The 19,982-nt window shown below is 35.9% G+C and carries 19 protein-coding genes; 17 read left to right on the top strand and 2 right to left on the bottom strand.

Translation table 11 applies throughout. The features are described 5' to 3' along the window. Position 1: 1 nt before the first annotated feature. The 7 genes from JDW14_05060 to JDW14_05030 all read left to right on the top strand — a co-directional run bounded on the left by JDW14_05060 (position 2) and on the right by JDW14_05030 (position 5,672). On the top strand, positions 2-157 hold the full coding sequence (locus tag JDW14_05060) for a hypothetical protein (protein ID QQD64710.1): 156 nt from the start codon (positions 2-4) through the stop codon (positions 155-157). Positions 158-197: 40 nt separating this feature from the next. Further along, positions 198-563 carry a hypothetical protein gene (locus JDW14_05055; protein ID QQD64709.1) on the top strand — a complete coding sequence of 122 codons (366 nt, stop codon included), beginning with the start codon at positions 198-200 and terminating at the stop codon, positions 561-563. 13 nt (positions 564-576) lie between these two features. Beyond that, entirely contained in the window at positions 577-825 is a 249-nt protein-coding gene (locus tag JDW14_05050; protein QQD64708.1) for a phage holin family protein, read from the top strand. A gap of 109 nt (positions 826-934) precedes the next feature. Next, positions 935-1,321, top strand: coding sequence for a hypothetical protein (locus JDW14_05045; protein ID QQD64707.1), 387 nt, complete (start codon positions 935-937; stop codon positions 1,319-1,321). Positions 1,322-1,494: 173 nt separating this feature from the next. Continuing rightward, a complete protein-coding gene (locus JDW14_05040; GenBank protein ID QQD64706.1) occupies positions 1,495-2,766 on the top strand; it encodes a glucosaminidase domain-containing protein in 1,272 nt (423 codons plus the stop codon). Between the two features lie 944 nt (positions 2,767-3,710). Further along, positions 3,711-4,574: a DUF4300 family protein gene (locus JDW14_05035; GenBank protein QQD64705.1), complete on the top strand. Its 864-nt coding sequence runs from the start codon at positions 3,711-3,713 to the stop codon at positions 4,572-4,574. 174 nt (positions 4,575-4,748) lie between these two features. Further along, on the top strand, positions 4,749-5,672 hold the full coding sequence (locus JDW14_05030; GenBank protein ID QQD64704.1) for a DNA/RNA non-specific endonuclease: 924 nt from the start codon (positions 4,749-4,751) through the stop codon (positions 5,670-5,672). Positions 5,673-5,842: 170 nt separating this feature from the next. On the opposite strand, the gene JDW14_05025 is transcribed toward JDW14_05030, so the two are convergent. Beyond that, positions 5,843-6,388: a GNAT family N-acetyltransferase gene (locus JDW14_05025; protein QQD64703.1), complete on the bottom strand. Its 546-nt coding sequence runs from the start codon at positions 6,386-6,388 to the stop codon at positions 5,843-5,845. 875 nt (positions 6,389-7,263) lie between these two features. Between JDW14_05025 and JDW14_05020 the strand changes: the two genes are divergently transcribed. Both JDW14_05020 and rny read left to right on the top strand, forming a co-directional pair. Next, complete coding sequence (locus tag JDW14_05020) at positions 7,264-8,157, top strand: glycosyltransferase family 2 protein (protein ID QQD64702.1); 894 nt, start codon at positions 7,264-7,266, stop codon at positions 8,155-8,157. 152 nt (positions 8,158-8,309) lie between these two features. Then, complete coding sequence (gene rny / locus JDW14_05015) at positions 8,310-9,869, top strand: ribonuclease Y (GenBank protein ID QQD64701.1); 1,560 nt, start codon at positions 8,310-8,312, stop codon at positions 9,867-9,869. Positions 9,870-9,898: 29 nt separating this feature from the next. Here the strand turns inward: rny and JDW14_05010 are convergent, their stop codons facing one another. Next, positions 9,899-10,735, bottom strand: a complete 837-nt coding sequence (locus tag JDW14_05010; protein QQD64700.1) for a helix-turn-helix transcriptional regulator — start codon at positions 10,733-10,735, stop codon at positions 9,899-9,901. 142 nt (positions 10,736-10,877) lie between these two features. Between JDW14_05010 and JDW14_05005 the strand changes: the two genes are divergently transcribed. From JDW14_05005 to hslV, 8 genes are all read left to right on the top strand, one after another. Beyond that, positions 10,878-12,224: an MFS transporter gene (locus tag JDW14_05005; protein ID QQD64699.1), complete on the top strand. Its 1,347-nt coding sequence runs from the start codon at positions 10,878-10,880 to the stop codon at positions 12,222-12,224. Positions 12,225-12,244: 20 nt separating this feature from the next. Next, on the top strand, positions 12,245-14,410 hold the full coding sequence (locus tag JDW14_05000) for a glycoside hydrolase family 3 C-terminal domain-containing protein (GenBank protein QQD66454.1): 2,166 nt from the start codon (positions 12,245-12,247) through the stop codon (positions 14,408-14,410). Between the two features lie 64 nt (positions 14,411-14,474). Continuing rightward, positions 14,475-14,648: a hypothetical protein gene (locus tag JDW14_04995; GenBank protein QQD66453.1), complete on the top strand. Its 174-nt coding sequence runs from the start codon at positions 14,475-14,477 to the stop codon at positions 14,646-14,648. A gap of 69 nt (positions 14,649-14,717) precedes the next feature. Further along, positions 14,718-14,888: a fibronectin type III-like domain-contianing protein gene (locus tag JDW14_04990; protein QQD66452.1), complete on the top strand. Its 171-nt coding sequence runs from the start codon at positions 14,718-14,720 to the stop codon at positions 14,886-14,888. A gap of 38 nt (positions 14,889-14,926) precedes the next feature. After that, entirely contained in the window at positions 14,927-16,222 is a 1,296-nt protein-coding gene (locus JDW14_04985; protein ID QQD66451.1) for a family 1 glycosylhydrolase, read from the top strand. A 150-nt stretch (positions 16,223-16,372) separates the two neighbouring features. Beyond that, complete coding sequence (locus tag JDW14_04980) at positions 16,373-17,950, top strand: hypothetical protein (protein ID QQD66450.1); 1,578 nt, start codon at positions 16,373-16,375, stop codon at positions 17,948-17,950. 574 nt (positions 17,951-18,524) lie between these two features. After that, complete coding sequence (xerC, locus tag JDW14_04975; GenBank protein ID QQD66449.1) at positions 18,525-19,433, top strand: tyrosine recombinase XerC; 909 nt, start codon at positions 18,525-18,527, stop codon at positions 19,431-19,433. Between the two features lie 13 nt (positions 19,434-19,446). Next, positions 19,447-19,971, top strand: coding sequence for an HslU--HslV peptidase proteolytic subunit (gene hslV / locus JDW14_04970; protein QQD66448.1), 525 nt, complete (start codon positions 19,447-19,449; stop codon positions 19,969-19,971). The last annotated feature ends 11 nt before the right edge of the window (positions 19,972-19,982 follow it).

Genomic DNA, 19,982 nt, shown 5'->3' with positions numbered 1-19,982 from the left:
GATGATAGCAATGTTAATGGCAGTACGAATTGTTGACGGTACGTACACGTTTAAACGTGTACCAAAACTATTGAAAGCACAAGTTGAATCTTGTTTGGCAGACTTGGGATTCAAAGTAGTGGACAATAAGTTAGTTGAAATCGTGGCAGAGGGTTAGTCGAAAGACTAGCCTTTTTATTTTAGATTGGAGTGATGTAATGGATTTTATTTCAGCGTTTCATGCGTTTTTTATCAAACATTTGATTGAAGTATTAGTGCTAGGTTCGTTCTCGTTCATGGGTTGGGCGATTCGTAGATTGACGAAGATTTACGAAAAGCATTTAAATGAAAAACGTGAACAAGTTGTGAAAGAATCGGAAGAACAAGAATTGTTGAAGCAAGGGGTGCTTGCGATATTGCGATGTGAAATTAATAAGTTGTGTTACGAAGTGCGAGACCGAGGCTATATCACCGTGGAAGAAAAACGGGATTTAGACGATATGATGAAAGCCTATACGGCACTGGGCGGTAATGGGCGAACGCATATCATGTATGAGCAAATTGAGAAGTTACCGATAAATTAGAGGAGGTATTTAAATGGAGTTTAACAGTTTACCAATGCAGCCAATTATTACGCTATTTTGTTTGATGATTGGTTATGTTATTAAGCATACACCACGCACAGATAGATTAAATGGCTATATTCCTGTATTTGTTTTAATTATAGGATGTATCATGGGTGGTATTATTGAACCGTCCTTGACAGGTGTGGTGTACGGTGGGTTTAGCGGTTTAGCGTCTACTGGGTTGCATCAGGCGTTTAAGCAACGTATTGGGGTAGAGTAGATTTATTTGAAACAGACGGTGCTATATTCATGGTGCTGTCTGTTTTATTATATAGAATCAAAGTGTAGAAATGTGCTATAATTGTTAATGGAAATATTGGAGGGATACTATGGATAGTGATAATCATATTTTTGTAGGGAAAATAAGTGATGAAATAAGTAAATTATTAAATGTTGAATTACCCACTAAATTAGTTTTCAAACATTCTGAGGGTTTGCGAAAACATGTGGAAAGACGACACCCTGAAGCGATAAAATATCTGAGTGTATTAGATGAAATATTGAATAATCCGGATTTTGTCGGGGTTGGTTCCGATAAAGATAATTTATCGCTAGAATTCGTTAAAGAGTTTGATGACAATGTATTAATGGCATTAAAGTTACATACTAACAAAGAATTTTATTATATTCCTTCAGTTTATCCAATTACTGAAAAGAAATTAAAAAATCGTACTTTTAGCGGAAGGTTAAAAAGATTTGACAAAAAATGGGAATAAGCCTATACTGTGTAGTATAGTATAAATAGTTGAGGGCAGAAAGGGCTCCTGCCGCACCTGAAAGGGTATCTGAGATGTTGGGGTGCCGACCAACCAATTATTTATCCAATATTTCCATTAAGACATCCTATTACTGGGGTGTCTTTTTTGTATGCAGAAAGGAGTTGAAAATATTGTTTGAAACAATCGTTGAATTAATCATTAAACACGCAAGGAATATTTATCCTAGCGTGTCGATAGCGCAATTTATACTTGAAAGCGGATTGAAGCCAGATAGTGGTTCACTATCTAAATTAGCAGATGCACCGAATTATAATTTATTTGGTATTAAAACACATGACGGATACAAAGGAAAAGTAGCTGTATTTAATACACAAGAAGATGACGGTACAGGGAAGTTGTATACAATTAAGGCAAAATTCAGAGCGTATGATAGTCATGAGGATTCTGTTATCCACCACGAAGCAATGTTTGATACAGAATTTAGCAAAACGTATTATGCGTACGTGTTAAGTGCAAAATCAGCTAGGGAGCAAGCAGGGTATTTAGAAGGTACTTATGCGACTGATACAAGGTACGAAGAAAAATTAATTGAATTAATAGATAAATACAACTTAGAGAAATATGACACTAATTTTAGAAAGGGTGAAGGAGTAATGAGTAAAGCATTAAAAGCCATTGAATGGTTTGAAAGTAAAAAAGGTAAAGTAACGTATTCAATGGATTATCGAAATGGTCCAAATAGCTATGACTGTTCGTCATCAGTTTATTCTGCATTGATTTATGCTGGTATTCTTCCACGAAATACATGGTTAGGGAATACTGAAACCTTGTATGCGTTGGAAGGCAAGCTGTTGATACCGATTAGTCGTAGTGAGATTAGAAAAGGAGACTTGTTTGTTTCTGGTGTAAAAGGTCAGTCACTAGGTAGTGGTGGGCATACTGGAATGGTGTACAGTCCTACGCAAATTATCCACTGCAATTATTATGATAATGGTATTACGATTACGCAAATTGACGGTAGAAGTGGAACACCATTGCATTTTTACCGGATAAAAGATAGCGGCTCATCTGCTGATTATAAAACGATTGCACCGACCACATATGAATGTACTATCGACAGTTTGCGTGTTCATTCTGATACGATTGGCACAGCGTCTGTTGTGGATACGTTGAAGAAAGGTGATACTAAAATCATTGACCGTATTTATACAGCGAATGGTTACGAATGGGCTAGTTATATTTCCTATAAAGGTGATAGACGTTATTTCCCAGTTAAAACAACTGACGGTAAGCGAGTATTTGCACAAGTAGCGAGTACACAAACAAAATTACCAGATAAGCCAGCTGCCACAATTTCGCAAGAGACTGGTAAAGCCAAGGTGTTGGATGATGATTATGACTTAGTGATTAATGGTGTGGAGTGGAAGTTGGTTAGGAAGTAGTGAAGTGGAAATAATAAGTAGAGTTTGGTCATATTATTTTATATTACTCCATGATATAATTTAAATCGTGGAACTTCTTCTTATTTAGAGGAGGTGTGTAATGAACCTACAAACCATTTTAACAATCTTGTTAACTGCAATTCAGATTGTAAAAGAGCTAGCTCATTTCTTCAAAAAAGAAAATAAGTAGATGGTTTTTAGATTGCTTCTGTAAATAATTAAAACACTTTTAAAAATAAACATAAGAAGCCGATGTGGGAAAATCGGAAGTAGGTTCCATAAAGTATGTTTTAGCGAGGGGTCTGTCCCTCGTTTTTTTTATTGCATACAAAAAAGCCCCTGAACTGGGGCTTTTAGGCGGTGACAGGGAGCGAGATAAGAGCTTGGGAAGGTCTCTTAAACTATGTTCACCGGAGGGAAATGAACCTACATTTCCTGTTAACTGCACCCTTATTATAGCACTACCTATATAAAAATCAACTAATTTTATTGATGAAAAATAGTAATTTTCAAAAGTGCTAATTAATAAGGTAAGATATGTACTTGTGAAATAAAAAAATAACACGCTGGCAGGCATGCTTTTTTTGAATACGTAATTGAATACGTTTTTTGACATTTTGTGCTTTTTAATGGCGTTTATTATTCTTTTGAAATGTTGTTTTATCAACGTTTGTCATTTAGTATAAGTTCATATAATGTGCATACGTCGAAGAACGTGGTAGATAATCAGCTACTTATACAAGTTAACAATCCTATTAAATCCGGGATTGTTAACTTGTTTTTTTCTTTTATTTTAACTAATATGGTGAATGATAATATTAAATAATTTGGATTTCGATTTTGAAGTCATTAGATTTTTAGGTTCTTGATTATAGAGAGAAATTTTTTATATGTCATTAAATTCAACTATTGATAAAATAAATCAAATTGAAAGGGAGAAGAACATGAACAAAGTTGCCAAACTAAGTCTTTGTATCGCAGCACTTTTATTACTAGGTGGTTGTTCACAGGAACAAAAACAGGCGAATCAAGAAACAACAGTAGTGAGTACATCGCAAGAAACAGGACAGTCGGTTGCGACTTATACCAATTTAGATAGCAAGAGTAGTGTGGAAGAAGTGAAAACATTATTGTCTGCACATTTGGATAAAGAGAGTGTGGAATCATTCTTTAAATTAGTCAATGAGTACAACGAAATCGTCAATTCGGTTGGTTTACAGGGAGAGTTTGCTCCTTTTATTAAAACAGAGTACGATGTTGAAACAATAAGTAAATTATGGAATGCCAAGCATAGTGATTTTGTAGGTACAAACTGTCGGATTAACTCGTATGTCTTATTGAAAAACAACATTGAAATTCCTAAAATTACAAAAGATGATGCACTGCTTTTTATTGATAATGATGCCATTGATAATGGAAAATTGTTTAGTGCTGAAGACAAAGAAGACTTTAATCGCTTGTTCTCAAGAGTGCAAACAGAAAAGACGACAGATGTGAGCATTCATGCAGCAAAAATGGAGCAATTTCTGTCGCAATTCAAGTTTAGCGATAATGCAAGAATGTTGTCGGTTGTTTTACATGATAACTTAGACGGAGAATCGCTTTTTATTGGGCATGTTGGTGTATTAGTTCCAATGAATGACGGATTTCTATTTGTAGAGAAACTTTCCTTTGAAGAGCCGTATCAAGCCATTAAATTTAAAACTAAAGAAGATTGTTACCAGTATTTGTTGACGAAATATGCAGATTATACAGGTGAGGGATTAGCTAAACCGTTTATTATGGATAATAATAAATGGGTGCACTGACATAAGGTGGATAAAAAGAATTATTTAACAGGCAACGGTATATTTATATAACTATTACCAGTTGCCAATTCTTTTTAGTCTTGCACTTCAAATTTTTTGGAGAGAATGCTATACTAAAACTATCAAAATTTGAAAGCGATATATTTGTTAATGATGCTGGAATAGGGGTATAAGATGAAACGATTTTTGAGATTGATAGTATTGATGTGCGTGTCCATATTTTCTATTTTAACGCTGACGCAAAATGTTAAAGCGAATCAGTGGGATTATTCGTTTTTAGATATTCTTGAGCCAACTGGAGAGAAACAAATGATACTCGGAGAATTCGATTCATTAGGTCGAGCAACTTCTGCTCATATTCAATTACAAGATAAAGATGAACCGACTAAAGAGCGAGAACCACGTATCAATTTTGACCCACAAGGTTGGCATAACTATAAAATGGCTTATAGTAGCGAGGGTAAGAAAGCCTATCTATTTCATAGAGGTCATCTTATCGGTTATCAGTTTAGTGGCTTGACCGATGAGGGTAGAAATCTTGTTCAATTAACTGCTTGGACGAATATTGGAAATTATGACGGTACAGATGACAGTAACCCCGAGGGAATGCTCTACTACGAAAATCGTTTGGATAATTGGCTGGCACTTCATCCGAACTATTGGTTAGATTACAAAGTAGTGCCGGTTTATACGGATGATGAACTCGTGCCACGACAAATAGTTCTTCAGTATGTTGGTATTGACGATGAGGGAAATCTTCTTCCAATAACGCTTGGAAGTGATAAGGAATTTTCTGATGAATATGGAATTACAACAGTAACACTGGAAAACTATTCTCAAAATGCTATTATTGATTATTTAACTGGAATGGCTGAACCGTCACTTGTGCCTACTGATACAGAGGCTCAAGATGCCAATAGCAATGCTGAAGTAGAATCGCATCTAGCTGAAGTGGTGCATATCGCACGGCGTGGTAAAGCAGATGTTTACTGGTACTCTAAGGATAATATGCCAAGAAATACTAATTTTTCAAAAGTAATTGAGATGTCTGAGGCTGATGCTTTAGCAATTGGCAAGCGGCATACTTCCAAAGAGTAGTAAAATTAAGATAGCGAATAAACAGGAGTTCGTAAGGAGCTCCTGTTTTGCTGTGTAAAACAGTTCAAGACAAAAATATGCCGGCTATCAAGGAATAATGATTGTAGAGACAATAAAACAGTTAAGAAACTACATTTCGGATAAAACGTATTTCTTAACTGTTTCTAAATTTATTCTAATCGTGCTTTCCATTCTTGTCTAAGAATGCCGTATTTAATTGAATCGTAGTAGACATCTTCCCAGAATCTGACTTTTCGAATTTGAGCTTCTTTTGTCATACCAATTTTTTCAGCGACTCGCATCATACGTTGATTGCCACTCCAAGTAGTTAAACCTATATGTTCTAATTTTGTAATAGTGGAAAAAATATACTCTATCCAAAGAAGTAATGCTTGAGCACCATACCCTCCACTCCAATAATTGCAATCAAAGATAATAATGCCGATTTCTAGCCATCTAGTTTTTTCATTTTCCCAGTAATAAGAAACCATACCGATTGGCTTTTCTGAAATGAAAATTCCTTGGACTGAAGATGAACTTAGAAAATGATATACATTAGATTGTTTAAAAGAATCAAAGGTAGCAAATGCTTTATAATCGTCAAAATAAGGTGCGTCCCATTTTTTCCATTCAGGAGAGTGCTCTCTATAACCGATTTCCCAAATGTGTTTGAGATTTAGCTCGGTAAAGGGTTTTAATTTTATTATTTCATTCATTGAAGTTTTCTCCTTTTCCTAGGTCCAAGCAGTTGAAAAGAACATCGTTTTCACATAGCTATTGAAGTGCTTACTCACTTATATAATATCCAGGATAGATGTCTACGTTCATAAGATGTTTTCCTGTGGTGCATGTTAAACTATGTGTTGTACGAAGTTTATTTTTAATAACTTTACGATAGCATATTAGAAAGAGGGTAGTCAAATTTTTCTGGGCGTTTTAAGTATATTTTGTTGCCAACGATTTTTTTGTGATGTATATTATACATATACAGAAAAAAGTAATATCGTGGTGTTGGTTATTTTGATATAAATGGTAATTTATGAATTTTGTATTTTCGATCATGATAATATCTTTAATTCAGTAACCGCTATATCATAGATTAAATATTACGTAAAAGACGAGTATAATGAGGTGAGTTGTACTATCAAGTGTATTATATTGTTAATGTGAGGTCATTGAAATCCAAAAGGGGAATCAATGCAAAGCGGTAAAAAATATTAAGAATTATGGGGTTCGTCATACTTGTTAGTTATTATTTCAATTGTTAATTATGTATTATTAATATTTAAGTAAGGAGAAGTATTTATATGAATATAAAAAATCTAGTTTCTTTAGTCGTATCCGTTGGACTACTCAGTGTTGCTATCCATAATTTCTCGAGAAATTTGTCGCCAGTGCTACTTTGTTTAAATATTGTTGGGCTAATCCTATTACTGCTAATTACATTTGCTAATGTGAAGAAAATAATTTCTAAATAAAAAGGGGAGAGTTTGGTTGCATGACTAAGCTCTCTTTTTAGGTTAGAATGACTATATTGAGAACGTTTTTGAAAGGTAGTAAAATAATAGTAAGTGAAAGGAGATTAGGTGTAATGCGTGACAATACATATATCTTAACAGTTGTTATTCCTGCTTATAATGTTGAACGCTATATTGCGAGTGCGATTGATTCGCTATTCGATAGTGATGTACGTTATTGGAAATGGTTTGAAGTTTTAGTTATCAATGACGGTAGTACAGATAAAACGGTCGATATTATTAAGGAATGTATTGAGCAATTGCCAGGTGCGTCAGTTCGCTTAATTTCGAAAGAAAATGGTGGTCATGGCTCTGCCATTAATTGCGGAATTGCTAATGCGAAAGGTAAGTACTTTAAAGTGCTGGATGGTGATGATTGGGTGGACACTGCTGCTTTTGAAAATTTATTAGATGCTCTAAGTAATACTGATGTTGATATGGTGGTGACCGATTTTTCATTAAAAAACCCCACGTATAGACAGTCCACATTAAAACAACCACTGGACAGTGCCATAGCCAGAATCGAGCAGTCTATTCTCCCAACTAAACGTTTAGCGATGCATAGTTTGACCTATAAAACGTCCATTTTGTCAGAAAATCACATTCAATTAACAGAGGGGATTTATTATGTCGACATGGAGTACAGCCTTTTCCCAATGCAATATGTTAAGAGTTGGCTCTATCTTCCTTTAAATGTGTATCAATATTTATTTGGACGAGCAGGGCAAAGTGTACTGCTTGAATCTTTGGTAAAAAATGCTATTCACCATTTACAAGTGCTGACAAATATTTTGGATTTTTGGGAAAATTTACCGTCTGTATCACTTAGAGCAATGACAGAAGATATTATTGATTCAATGATAGATATACAAATGCTGATTAATAAACATTCGTCCAATAAAGAAATATTGGAGCAGCAAACAGAACAACTAATAAATCGTTATCATTTGGATAAGCGTAATGATTGAAATATGTAAATTAACTTTTCACAAAGCATTCCATTTCATTGACATTCTCTTAGAAAAGAACTAAAATAATAATTGTGTGAATACACAGAATGGTTGATTTAATTTCATCTATTTGAAAATAACATATAAATAATGATACGGAGGTGACTCATATGGACTTTATGTCGTACGCCTTCGCAATCGTTACTTTAATTATCGGTTTCGTTTTAGGCGTTTTCATTCAAAAGAAAAATGATGAAAAAAAGGTTGACGGAGCAAAAGCAAATGCTGAGGCTATCGTTGATGCTGCGATTCTTCAAGCTCAAACATTGAAACGAGAAGCGTTGTTTGATGCTAAAGAGGAAAATTTAAAGTACCGAAATGAAATAGAACAAGAATTAAAAGAACGTCGGAATGAAGCGAATAAGTTGGAAAATCGCTTAATTCAAAAAGAAGAGAATTTAGACATTAAAAGTAATAATCTCGACAAACGTGAATTAAATCTTGAAACAAAAGAATCAGAATATACGAAACGAAAAGAAGCGTTAGAAACAAAAGAAGCACAAGTTCAAGTATTGATTAATGAGCAACAAGCAGAATTAGAACGTGTAGCAACTTTATCTCGTCAAGAAGCTCGTGATATTATCATGACTGAAACAGAAGCAGAACTTTCAAGCGAAATTGCAGTATTAGTAAGAAATGCTGAACAAAAGGCAAAAGATGAAGCTGACCGTAATGCTAAGAGTATTATTTTACAAGCAATTCAAAAGAGTGCAACTGATTTAGTAGCTGAAAATACAGTGACAGTCGTTCATTTGCCAAGCGATGACATGAAAGGGCGAATTATCGGACGTGAAGGACGTAATATTCGCACATTGGAAAGTTTGACAGGGATTGATTTAATTATTGATGATACTCCTGAAACGATTGTATTAAGTGGTTTTGATCCAATTCGTCGTCAAATCGCAAAAATTGCACTTGAAAAACTAATTCAAGATGGACGTATTCATCCTGCACGTATTGAAGAAATGGTTGACCGTGCGAGAAAAGAATTAGATGAAAAAATTAGGGAAATTGGTGAAGAAGCAACATTTGATGTTGGTATTCATTCTTTACATCCTGATATCATTAAAATTTTAGGACGTTTATCATTTAGAACAAGTTATGGGCAAAATGTTTTAAAACATAGTATTGAAGTGGCTAAGTTGGCTGGTGTAATGGCTAGCGAATTAGGTGAAGATATTGCAATGGCAAAACGTGCCGGTTTATTACATGACTTAGGAAAAGCATTAGATCATGAAATTGAAGGCTCTCACGTTGAAATCGGAGCTGAAATCGCAAATAAATATAAAGAACCTGAGATTGTAGTGAATGCAATTGCAGCTCATCATGGGGATACCGATCCAACATCTGTTATCGCAGTATTGGTAGCCGCAGCTGATGCTTTATCTGCAGCTAGACCAGGTGCACGTAGTGAGTCGCTTGAAAATTATATTCGCCGTTTAGAAAAACTAGAAGAAATTTCTAATAGTTTTGACGGTGTATCGCATAGTTTTGCAATTCAAGCAGGTCGTGAAGTTCGTGTAATGGTTAAACCACAACAATTAAATGATGCACAAGCAGCGAAAGTTGCACGTGACATTCGTAATCGTATTGAATCCGAGATGAATTATCCTGGAAATATTAAAGTAACGGTGATTCGCGAAACGCGTGTTGTCGAATATGCCAAATAGATTAAATGTATAATAAAATATGCCACCTATCAAAAATCTGATAGGTGGTTTTTTTGAAATTCACTAGGAGTGCAGCCGACAATTTCCTTAAAAATGCGACCAAAGTAACTTTGAGATGGATATTGAAGATAGTTAGAGATTTGTCCTATTGAGAAATCAGAGAAGGTAAGCATGTTTTGGGCAGCATGAATACGTTCGTAATGTATGGATTTACTAATTGTATATCCAGTATATCTATGAAACTGTCGCATGAGATGTTCCTTGCTTATTTCCAATGAATCTGCAATATCTTGTATGGAAAAGGGCTCGCTAATGTGATTTCTAATATATTGTTTAGCTTTTTTAATGTAAGCAGGAGTATTTTCACTTTTCTTTAAATTATTTACTTCATCTATAAAAGTATGGACAGCATGTTCCATTACAGCTAAGAAACTATCTACATCATGACATTCTGAGATTCGTTGCAAAAATAGGTCATTTAGATTATATGCAGTATATGAATCAACGCCTCCTCGAATTGCAGCCCTGGCAAAAAGTGAAATCCCTATCACACATTGATATTCTAGAGATTTTGAAAAGCTGGTTGATAATTGCCCCAAACTTTGCTGAGTAGAGTATTCAGCAGTCTTTAAATAAGCATCTAAATCACCATTGCTTATGGCAATCATCATTGCAATTTCGTTGGCATAGGGAGTATGTTCGCGATTGTACTCAGAATTATATAGCTGATATTCCGATAGGAATGAAGAAGGAAAATTTGTCTTTGACGCTTTTTGAAAATGTTCATCCTTATTAACTAGCGAATTTTTTTCACGTTGAAGATATTCTATGTAATTTGATCTTAATTGAGAAAGTTTTGTATACATAAAATAGTACCACCTTACTGCTTTTGAAATCATTATATTTATAATTATATCATTATAATGATATAAAGTGAAAGGGCTTTTTCGTAAAATCTAAACATAAAATAATTTATCATTTTAAATAAATTTGCTGGAGGAAGAAATTATGGAAAAGAATCACATTGTATCAGATAAATTGCCTTGGTATAAGGCTTTAGCGTGGTCAACAAGAGGAGTATCTTTATCTTGTAATATAATTATAACAGGATATTTGACATATTATTGCACGAATATTTTAGCTATGTCTGCTTCATTGGTAGGTACAATTTTATTAGTTAGTAAATTATTTGATGGTGTCACAGACTTGATTGCGGGATATATAATAGACAACACGAATACAAAACTTGGTAAGGCAAGACCATATGAAGTATCAATTATTTTTGTTTGGTTAACTACATTACTGATGTTTTCCTGTCCAGATTTAGGCATAGTTGGAAAGTCAATTTGGATTTTTGCAACGTATACGTTAGCTAATTCAGTCTTTGCTACACTTTTGAATGCATCAGAAAGTGTATATATTAGTAGAGCAGTGAAAAGCGATATGGCAAGAAATATTTTGGTCTCTGTGAATGGTATAATAATCATGTTTGGTTCAGTACTTGTATCAACGGTATTTCCAATTCTCATGGGAACTCTTGGAACAAGTTCTGGTGGGTGGCAGAAGATGATTGCAATTTTCGCATTGCCTCTAGGGATAATTGGAATAGGAAGATTTTTGTTTGTAAAAGAACGTACAGATGTTGTTGCTGCACAAAATCAGGGAGTAGACATGAAAACACTGATTAATGCTTTAAAGAGTAATAAGTTCATATTTTTACTTTCAGGTGCGGTACTATTGTATAATTTTATTAATAGCCTTGGAACTGTAGGAACTTATTATTTTCAGTATATTGTTGGAGATGTTACAAAGGCTAGCGTAGTTGGACTAATCTCTCTTATTACTCCTTTTGTATTGATTTTTATGCCTGCTATATTGAAACGACTATCTTTCTCAAAAGTAGTAAGTGCAGGTGCTGTTCTAGGTATTTTTGGAAACGCAATCAAAGGACTGGCTGGTGCTAACATGGGACTTATCATTGTTGGAAATCTCCTAGGTGTCTTAGCAGCGCTTCCGTTATCTTTCTATGCACCTGTAATGGTTATCTCTTGCATGGATTACAGTGAATGGAAGAACGGAGATAGAGTAGAAGGTGCATTTTCTGCAGTTAATGGATTTGCAAGCAAAGTAGGTGCGGGTTTATCAAGTATAATAACAGGATTTGTTATGGGCACAGCAGGATTTGATGGAACTTTACCTGTTCAGTCTGCTGCAGCGAATAATGCTATTGTAGCATTATATAGTTGGATTCCAGCTGTATTTTTTGTTGTAATAATTGTGCTCATGAAATTCTATACGTTAGATGATATGATGCCACAGATTAGTGCTGACTTAGAGGCTAGACGTAATCAGTAATGATGTGAAAGGAAAGTAAAATGTTTAATAAAAAATGCAAATTAACAGATGAACAGATTAATGCAAAGGCAGAAGGTTATCTTAGCAAAATGTCTCTTAAAAATAAGGTGATGTTTTTAAGTGGAAATTGGAAAATGCTTAGAGACAGTATAAAGTATAAAAGAACGTATAATCCTGTGCCTATAGAATCGCATGGTAATAGGAAATTAAAAATTTCGCCAATTGCATTTACGGATGGACCACGTGGAGTTGTAATGGGAAACTCAACCTGTTTTCCAGTTTCAATAGCAAGAGCTGCAAGCTTTGATAGAGAACTGGAAAGAGAAATTGGTGAAGCAATAGGAAAAGAAACAAGAGCTCAGGGAGCAAATTATTTTGCTGGAGTTTGTATTAATCTGTTGATGCATCCGGCTGGTGGCCGTGCCCAAGAGTCTTATGGAGAAGACCCGTACTTAGTAGGAGAGATGGGAGCGAAACTTGTTGCAGGAGTGCAAAAGCATAACGTAATGGCATGTGCAAAACATTATGCTGTCAATAATATGGAAAATCGTCGTTTCTATGTGGATGTAGATTGTAGTGAGAGAACTCTGCGAGAGGTCTATTTACCACATTTTAAAAAGTGTATTGATGAAGGCTGTGCATCATTAATGGGCTCTTATAATCGTTTTCGTGGAGTTCAGGCTTCTGAATCTAAACATTTACTTACTACAATTTTGAGAGATGATTGGGGATTTGAAGGATTTACTATTACTGACTTTATTTTTGCTCTGCGTGATGGAAGCAAGGCAATTGAAGCAGGAATGGATATGGAAATGCCGCTTCCGGTACATTTTGGTTTAGAACTTAAGCGTGCTGTGGAACAGGGGAAACTAGATGAGAAGGTAATTGATCAAGCGGTTCTTCGAGTTTTAAAGACACAGCTTATATTTGAGAACACAGAAGACCCAATGGAATATAACAAATCACTTGTCTCTTGTGAAGAGCATATAGCGCTTGCTAAAAAAGCTGCAGAGGAATCAATGGTTCTTTTAAAGAACAGCAATAATGTATTACCACTGCCTTCAAATCTTAAGAAATTGTTAGTAATTGGGCATTTAGCTGTCCAGGCGAATACAGGAGATCATGGAAGTAGTAATGTATATCCTAAATATGTTGTAACTGCTTTGCAAGGAATCCAAAAAGTACTAGGGGAAAAGACAGAGGTAATTCATGTTAATGAAGACGAGCTTGATAAAATTGAAACAATTGCTCCTAATTGTGATGCAGTTATAGTGATAGCAGGAAATGATTACAATGATGAGGGCGAATATGTAATGCCAGATAGTGATATTAATTCACCTGCACTAATGGCTCAAGGCTATTTCAATAATGGAAATAAGCTTATAGGAATGCTTATGAGCAAAGTAGCAAATAAAAGTAATAATACCTCTTATACATCTGATGATGGAAAGCCTGTTGGAGGAGACAGAAAGTCATTATCTTTAAGACAAACAGAAATTAATGCAATTAGAGTAGCTGGAAAGTTAAATAAGAATACTATAGTAGCATTGGTTAGTGGAAGTATGATTCTTACGAATGAATGGGAGGATAGTGTTTCTTCAATTTTATATAGCTGGTATTCAGGTATGGAAGGGGGAAGTGCCCTTGCTTCAATTCTTTTTGGTGACGTGAATCCATCTGGAAAACTTCCATTCTCAATACCGAAGGAAGAAAAACATTTGCCAGAAATTGATTTCTTCAAAGCTAATAATATTTACTATGAGTATGATCATGGGTATCGTAAGCTTGATAGAGATGGTCATAGACCAGCGTATCCTTTTGGTTACGGATTAAGCTATACGAAGTACGCATATGGAAACGTATGTGCGAAGACAGAATGCAATAAAGTATTAATAGAAGTGCCAGTAAAAAATGTAGGTAATCGAGATGGGAGCGAAATTGTTCAGGTATATGTATCTGTTCCAAATTCTAAGGTGGAGCGTCATATTAAAGAGCTAAGAGGATTTTCTCGCGTTAAATTACAAGTTGGGGAAGAGAAAAATGTTGTAATTGAGATTCCGTTAGAAGAATTAAAATATTATGATGAGAATTCTAATTCTTGGATATTAGAACATACAGAATATGATTTTTTAGTAGGTCCAAGTGCCGATGAACGAGTGCTGAAAACTTTCAAACTGGAAATTTAGCAATTGTTAAAATCCAATTTTTAAAATGTCATAAATATTTAGAGGGATATAAGGAGATAAAATAATGGCTGATAAGGAATATATTGCTTATAAAAATCCAAATCTTACTGTTGAAGAACGAACTAACGATCTGTTAAATAGAATGAGCGTTAAGGATAAACTCGCACAGTTGACTCAGGTATGGGGGCTGGAACAGATGGTCAATATAGGTGAAAAACACTTCTGCGAGAGACGGTAGAGAGGTAGAACATCAACGTTGGGGAAGTGACACACGCCCGAGTAGAGAACTTAAAGGATTTAAAAAGTGATGATTCCTAGTGGTAAGACAGATACAGTCACTTTTAGTATAGGTTCACAAGAACTTAAGTATTATAGTACAGCAAAACAATGTTATGTACAGGATGCAGCAACCTTTGAGCTGTGGGTTGGAAGTGACAGCACTGCAGATTTGAAGGCAGAGTTTGAAGTGACAGAGTAATTAAATGTTATGAAAATTATAAAAAGGAGTAAATAATTATGTCAAAATTTCCTAAAAACTTTCTATTAGGTGCTGCTACTGCAGCTCATCAGGTGGAAGGTAATAATACAAATTCTGATTGTTGGGCACAGGAACAAATGCCACATTCTACGTATAAAGAAAGAAGTGGTATTGCCTGTGATCATTATAATCGCTATGCTGAAGATATTAAACTAATGAAGAATGCGGGACTCAACGCGTATCGATTCTCTATTGAATGGGCTCGAATTCAACCGGAGGAAGGTGTATTTGATGATAATGTAATTGACCATTATCGTAATGTAATTCAGACATGCCGTGAAAATGGATTGGAACCAGTAGTAACATTATTCCATTTTTCTTCTCCTATTTGGATTATTCGTAAAGGTGGTTGGGAGGCTGATACGATTGTTGAGGATTTTGAAAAATATGTTACCTATGTCATAAAATCACTAGGTAGTGAACTTACTTATGTATGCACCATCAATGAAGCTAATATGGGACTTCAGGTTGCTGCGATTTCTCGTCAATATATGAAGATGATGCAGCAGGCAGCAGAAGCAGCTACATCTGGTCAGGATGATGGTAAAATTCAAATGGGATTAAATTTAGAGGCAATGATGGAAAATATGAAATTTCAAGCAGATGAGAACGAGGCGATATTTGGAACTTCTCAGCCACATTGCTTTAATCTTGGAGGAAGTGAGCATAGTGACATGTTGACCATGCAATGCCACCAGGCTGCAAAAAAAGTTATAAAGTCTATGTATCCAAATATTCAAGTGGGACTTACATTAAGTCTTCATGATTTTCAACCCGTGGATGGCGGAGAGGCGCTTGCCAAAGCAGAATGGGAAGAAGAATTTACTCACTATGTACCATTCATTCAAGATGATGATTTTCTTGGCGTGCAAAACTATACTCGTACCTTAGTTGGACCTGACGAAGATTTGGGAGTTCCAGAGAATGCTGAGCGTACTCAAATGGGGTATGAGTATTATCCTCAAGGGTTGGAGAATGTTATTCGTGCTGTAGCAAAAGATTTCAAGGGTAATTTGATTGTTACGGAAAATGGTATTGCTAGCGCTGATGATTCCCGTAGAATGAATTTTATTCAGACTGCCACAGATGGAGTGGTTCATTGTATTGAGGATGGAATTCCAGTGAAAGGCTATTTCTATTGGAGCCTTTTAGATAATTTCGAGTGGCAAATGGGGTATCAGATGCAGTTTGGTCTTGTTTCTGTAAATCGTGATACAATGGAACGTTCTCCAAAGGAAAGTCTTGGCTATCTCGGAAGTTTGTTGAGTATGTAATTTTTAATATTAGATTGGGACAGGGCAAAAAGTCCATAAATTTTAACAACTGGAATTAAAGATGCTAATTTAACAACAATCTTATCCTTCGATTTTTTAGAATTTACGACTTTTCCCCCTCAATCTAACATCATACGGAGTGAGAATAAAATGATAAAACCAGCAATACTATTTCAAAATCATATGATTTTACAGCGGGAGAAGAATATTTCAATTTGGGGCGAATCAGAGCCTGGAGCGACGGTTGCCATTACGATTCAAGGGCAGACAGCGAGCGACATTGCCGATGATAGTGGTAAGTGGTGCGTCACTTTGGCACCGCTACATACTTCTTTTTCTGAAATCGTTGTTATTAGCGCAGGAAATGAGGTTATAGAATGGAAAGACGTTCAAGTAGGTGAAGTCTGGCTTGCTGCTGGACAGTCCAACATGGAGTTTTTCATGCGATATGACGCAGATTTTCCTGTAGAAAAAGAGACCTGTACTAATCATAATATCCGTTTTTTTGACTATCCTGAGGTTTCTTATCTAGGACAAATTGACGAGGCTGATTACGGAAAGAATTTTGCTCAGTGGAGAAAAGCTATCCCGGAGGATTTAAAATGGTTTTCCGCTGTGGGGTACTACTTTGCCAAGGAAATTCAAGTGAAGTATGATTGCCCTGTGGGGATTATAGGCTGTAATTGGGGCGGTACCCCCGCTTGTGCCTGGATGAGCGAGGAAGCGATTCGTGAAGGAGGCGGACAGATATATCTAGATGAATATCAAAAAGCTATTGCCAATTTGGATTTAGCAAGCTATAATGCCGAATTTGAAATCAATCCCGCTTCTTGGAAGGTAGATCCATTTATGGATACCGTCTCTGATATGCTGATGCAGGGAATGCCTTTTTCAGAAATTATCAAGACCCTTACTGGACAGGAAATTGATATGAGTACCTTCGATTTTTCTGCACAAATGCCAGTGATTGGACCAAAAATCGAGACAAGGCCTTGTGGTCTATATGAAAGCATGCTGTGTCAGGTTGCTCCTTATGGAATTCGAGGGTTCTTATTTTATCAAGGAGAGTCGGATGGGGACAAACACCCTGAGCTTTACGAAACATTGTTCCCGGCATTGATACGCTGCTTTCGTCACCTTTGGCAGGATGAATTACCGTTTCTATTCGTTCAGTTGGCACCTTTCGGTCAATGGATGCAGTGCGTAGGCGAATCTTATGTCACTATTCGAAAGGCACAGCATCTAGTATCTCAGACCGTTTCTGGTACTGGTATGGCAGTTATCTCAGATATTGGCATGGAGTGGGATATTCACCCAAAGAAAAAGCAGCCAGTGGGTTACCGACTAGCGTTGCAAGCTATGGCGAAGGTTTATGGGGAGGATATTTTATGTGAAGCTCCAACGCTGACCAGGCTAGAAAAGTTTGATGAAAAGCTGATTATGCATTTTGAAAATACTGGCGATGGGCTATATCTTGCTGGGAATACTCCTGATGGAGTCGAAATATCCCCTAATAAGCTGGGAGGTCTAAGACTTCTGACAAATGCTGGATACTTGAATATGGAAGAAATAACAGCAAAAGCTCAAGGAGATACTGTTATTCTGGAGGGGTTACCTATTCAGAACATTTCATATATCACCGCAGAACTGGGTTGCACCGGTTGGTATCGGGTCAATCTCTACAATAGTGCAAAAATTCCTGCAATGCCAGTAAGAATCTCACTATAGTAAAACAGATGTGACTTTTTTAAGAATTGAAGTTTAGACTAGGAATTACTATTTAGAATTTTAGAAAAAATGTGTACAGCAGTGACGTGTGAACTGCTTATTACTTAGGGCTTTGTATTTTCAGTTTTAAATTGAAAGTACGAGCCTTTTTTTGTATCTATGTTACATCTCAAAGGCTTCATGATGTTATATCTTGTATTTCCACTGAAAAACATTTCCAAATCGTGATTAAAGCAATGTTTGGGAAATATTAGAATGCGACGAGTGTGGAGGCATTAGTAATAAGGATTTAATTCAATAATAAGAATGAATGCTTATGGTGAAACAAGAAGAAAAGTATTGCTGAATGAGCGTAGAAATTCAGTTTTATGGAATTTTGACCAAACTTGATGTATAATACAATATAGTGTGAGTGAGAGCGTTTTGCCTTGAATCACTGGAGAAAAAAGCGACGGAGTGCACGAGCACTCCTAGCATTTTACGAAGTGGACGTCAAGGCAGCTCGAACGAGCCTGAATACAACATAGTGTGAGCGAGAGCATTTTGCCCAAGTGAGAAAAGGAGTGACGTAACAATGGAACAGTTAATTGAATCATTTATTGATTATCTGACAAATGAACGCCGATACTCTGACCATACTGTGACGGCATATCGAAAAGATTTATACGATTTTTATCAATTTCTCGAGCAGACAGGTGATACTAGTATCCATTTAATTGATTATCAAGATATGCGTCTATATCTTGCGAGAATGAATGAATTACAGCTTAGTTCAAATACTATTGCTCGAAAACTATCAAGTTTACGTTCCTTTTTCAAATATGCGATGAGAGAAGATGCGATTGATTATAATCCATTGGAATTAATTCATTATAAGAGCAAAAAGCAACGTTTACCAGAATTTTTCTACGAAGAAGAGATGACACAATTATTGGATACTGCCTATCAATTGGATACTGACACTATTGTAAGAGACCGAGCGATTTTAGAACTATTATATGGTTCGGGGTTGCGTGTCAGTGAGTTATGTCACTTGCAATTAAAACAAGTAAATCAATCCGTTCAAATGATACGAGTCATCGGTAAAGGTAACAAAGAACGCATTGTGCCGATGAGCGATAGTGCGAATGCTGCGATTAAGTTGTATGTAAAAGAGTGGCGACCACGCTATTTAACGCAAGATAATATTGGACACTTGTTTATTACTGAAAAAGGGCAGCCACTCAGGAGTGAGCAAGTACGAAAAATTTTGGAATCACTCAAACAAGCTGCTGGCTTGCATGTTTCGATGTATCCACATAAACTACGACATACATTTGCTACGCACTTATTAAATAATGGGGCTGATATGCGAAGTGTGCAAGAGATGTTGGGACATGAAAATTTGAGTTCGACCCAAATTTACACGCATTTATCAACGCAACAAATGAGAGAAACTTACTTAAATGCACATCCACGTGCAATACGAAAAACGAAAGAATGAAAGGAAGAATAAAATGACAACAATATGTGCTGTTAAAAAAGGCAATCAATTAGCAATGGCTGGTGACGGTCAAGTAACAATGGGCGAAAAAGTAATTATGAAAGGCAGTGCTCGTAAATTACGCCGCATTTTTAAGAATCAAGTGGTGATTGGGTTTGCTGGTGGGGTTGCTGATGCGATTACGCTATCTGAAATGTTTGAAGAAAAATTACAAGCACATCAAGGTCAGTTGACGAGAGCAGCAGTTGAAGTTGCGAAACAATGGCGTACTGATAGAGGTTTGCAAAAGTTAGAAGCCTTATTAATTGTTATGAATAAAGAAACAATGTTATTAGTGAGTGGTACTGGTGAGGTCATTGAACCAGATGACGGTGTTTTAACGATTGGTTCGGGTGGCAATTTTGCATTAGCGGCTGCTCGTGCATTAGTCCGTCAAGAAAGTGATTTAACTGCAAAAGATATTGCGTATCAAGCATTAAAAATCGCCGGAGAAATTGATGTTTTCACCAATGACCAAATTATTGTCGAAGAAGCGTAAAGCATAGTGAG

It is taken from the genome of Aerococcaceae bacterium zg-252, from assembly GCA_016237705.1.
Taxonomy (GTDB): domain Bacteria; phylum Bacillota; class Bacilli; order Lactobacillales; family Aerococcaceae; genus Globicatella; species Globicatella yangjingiae.
This window is presented reverse-complemented; position numbering and strand designations above follow the sequence as displayed.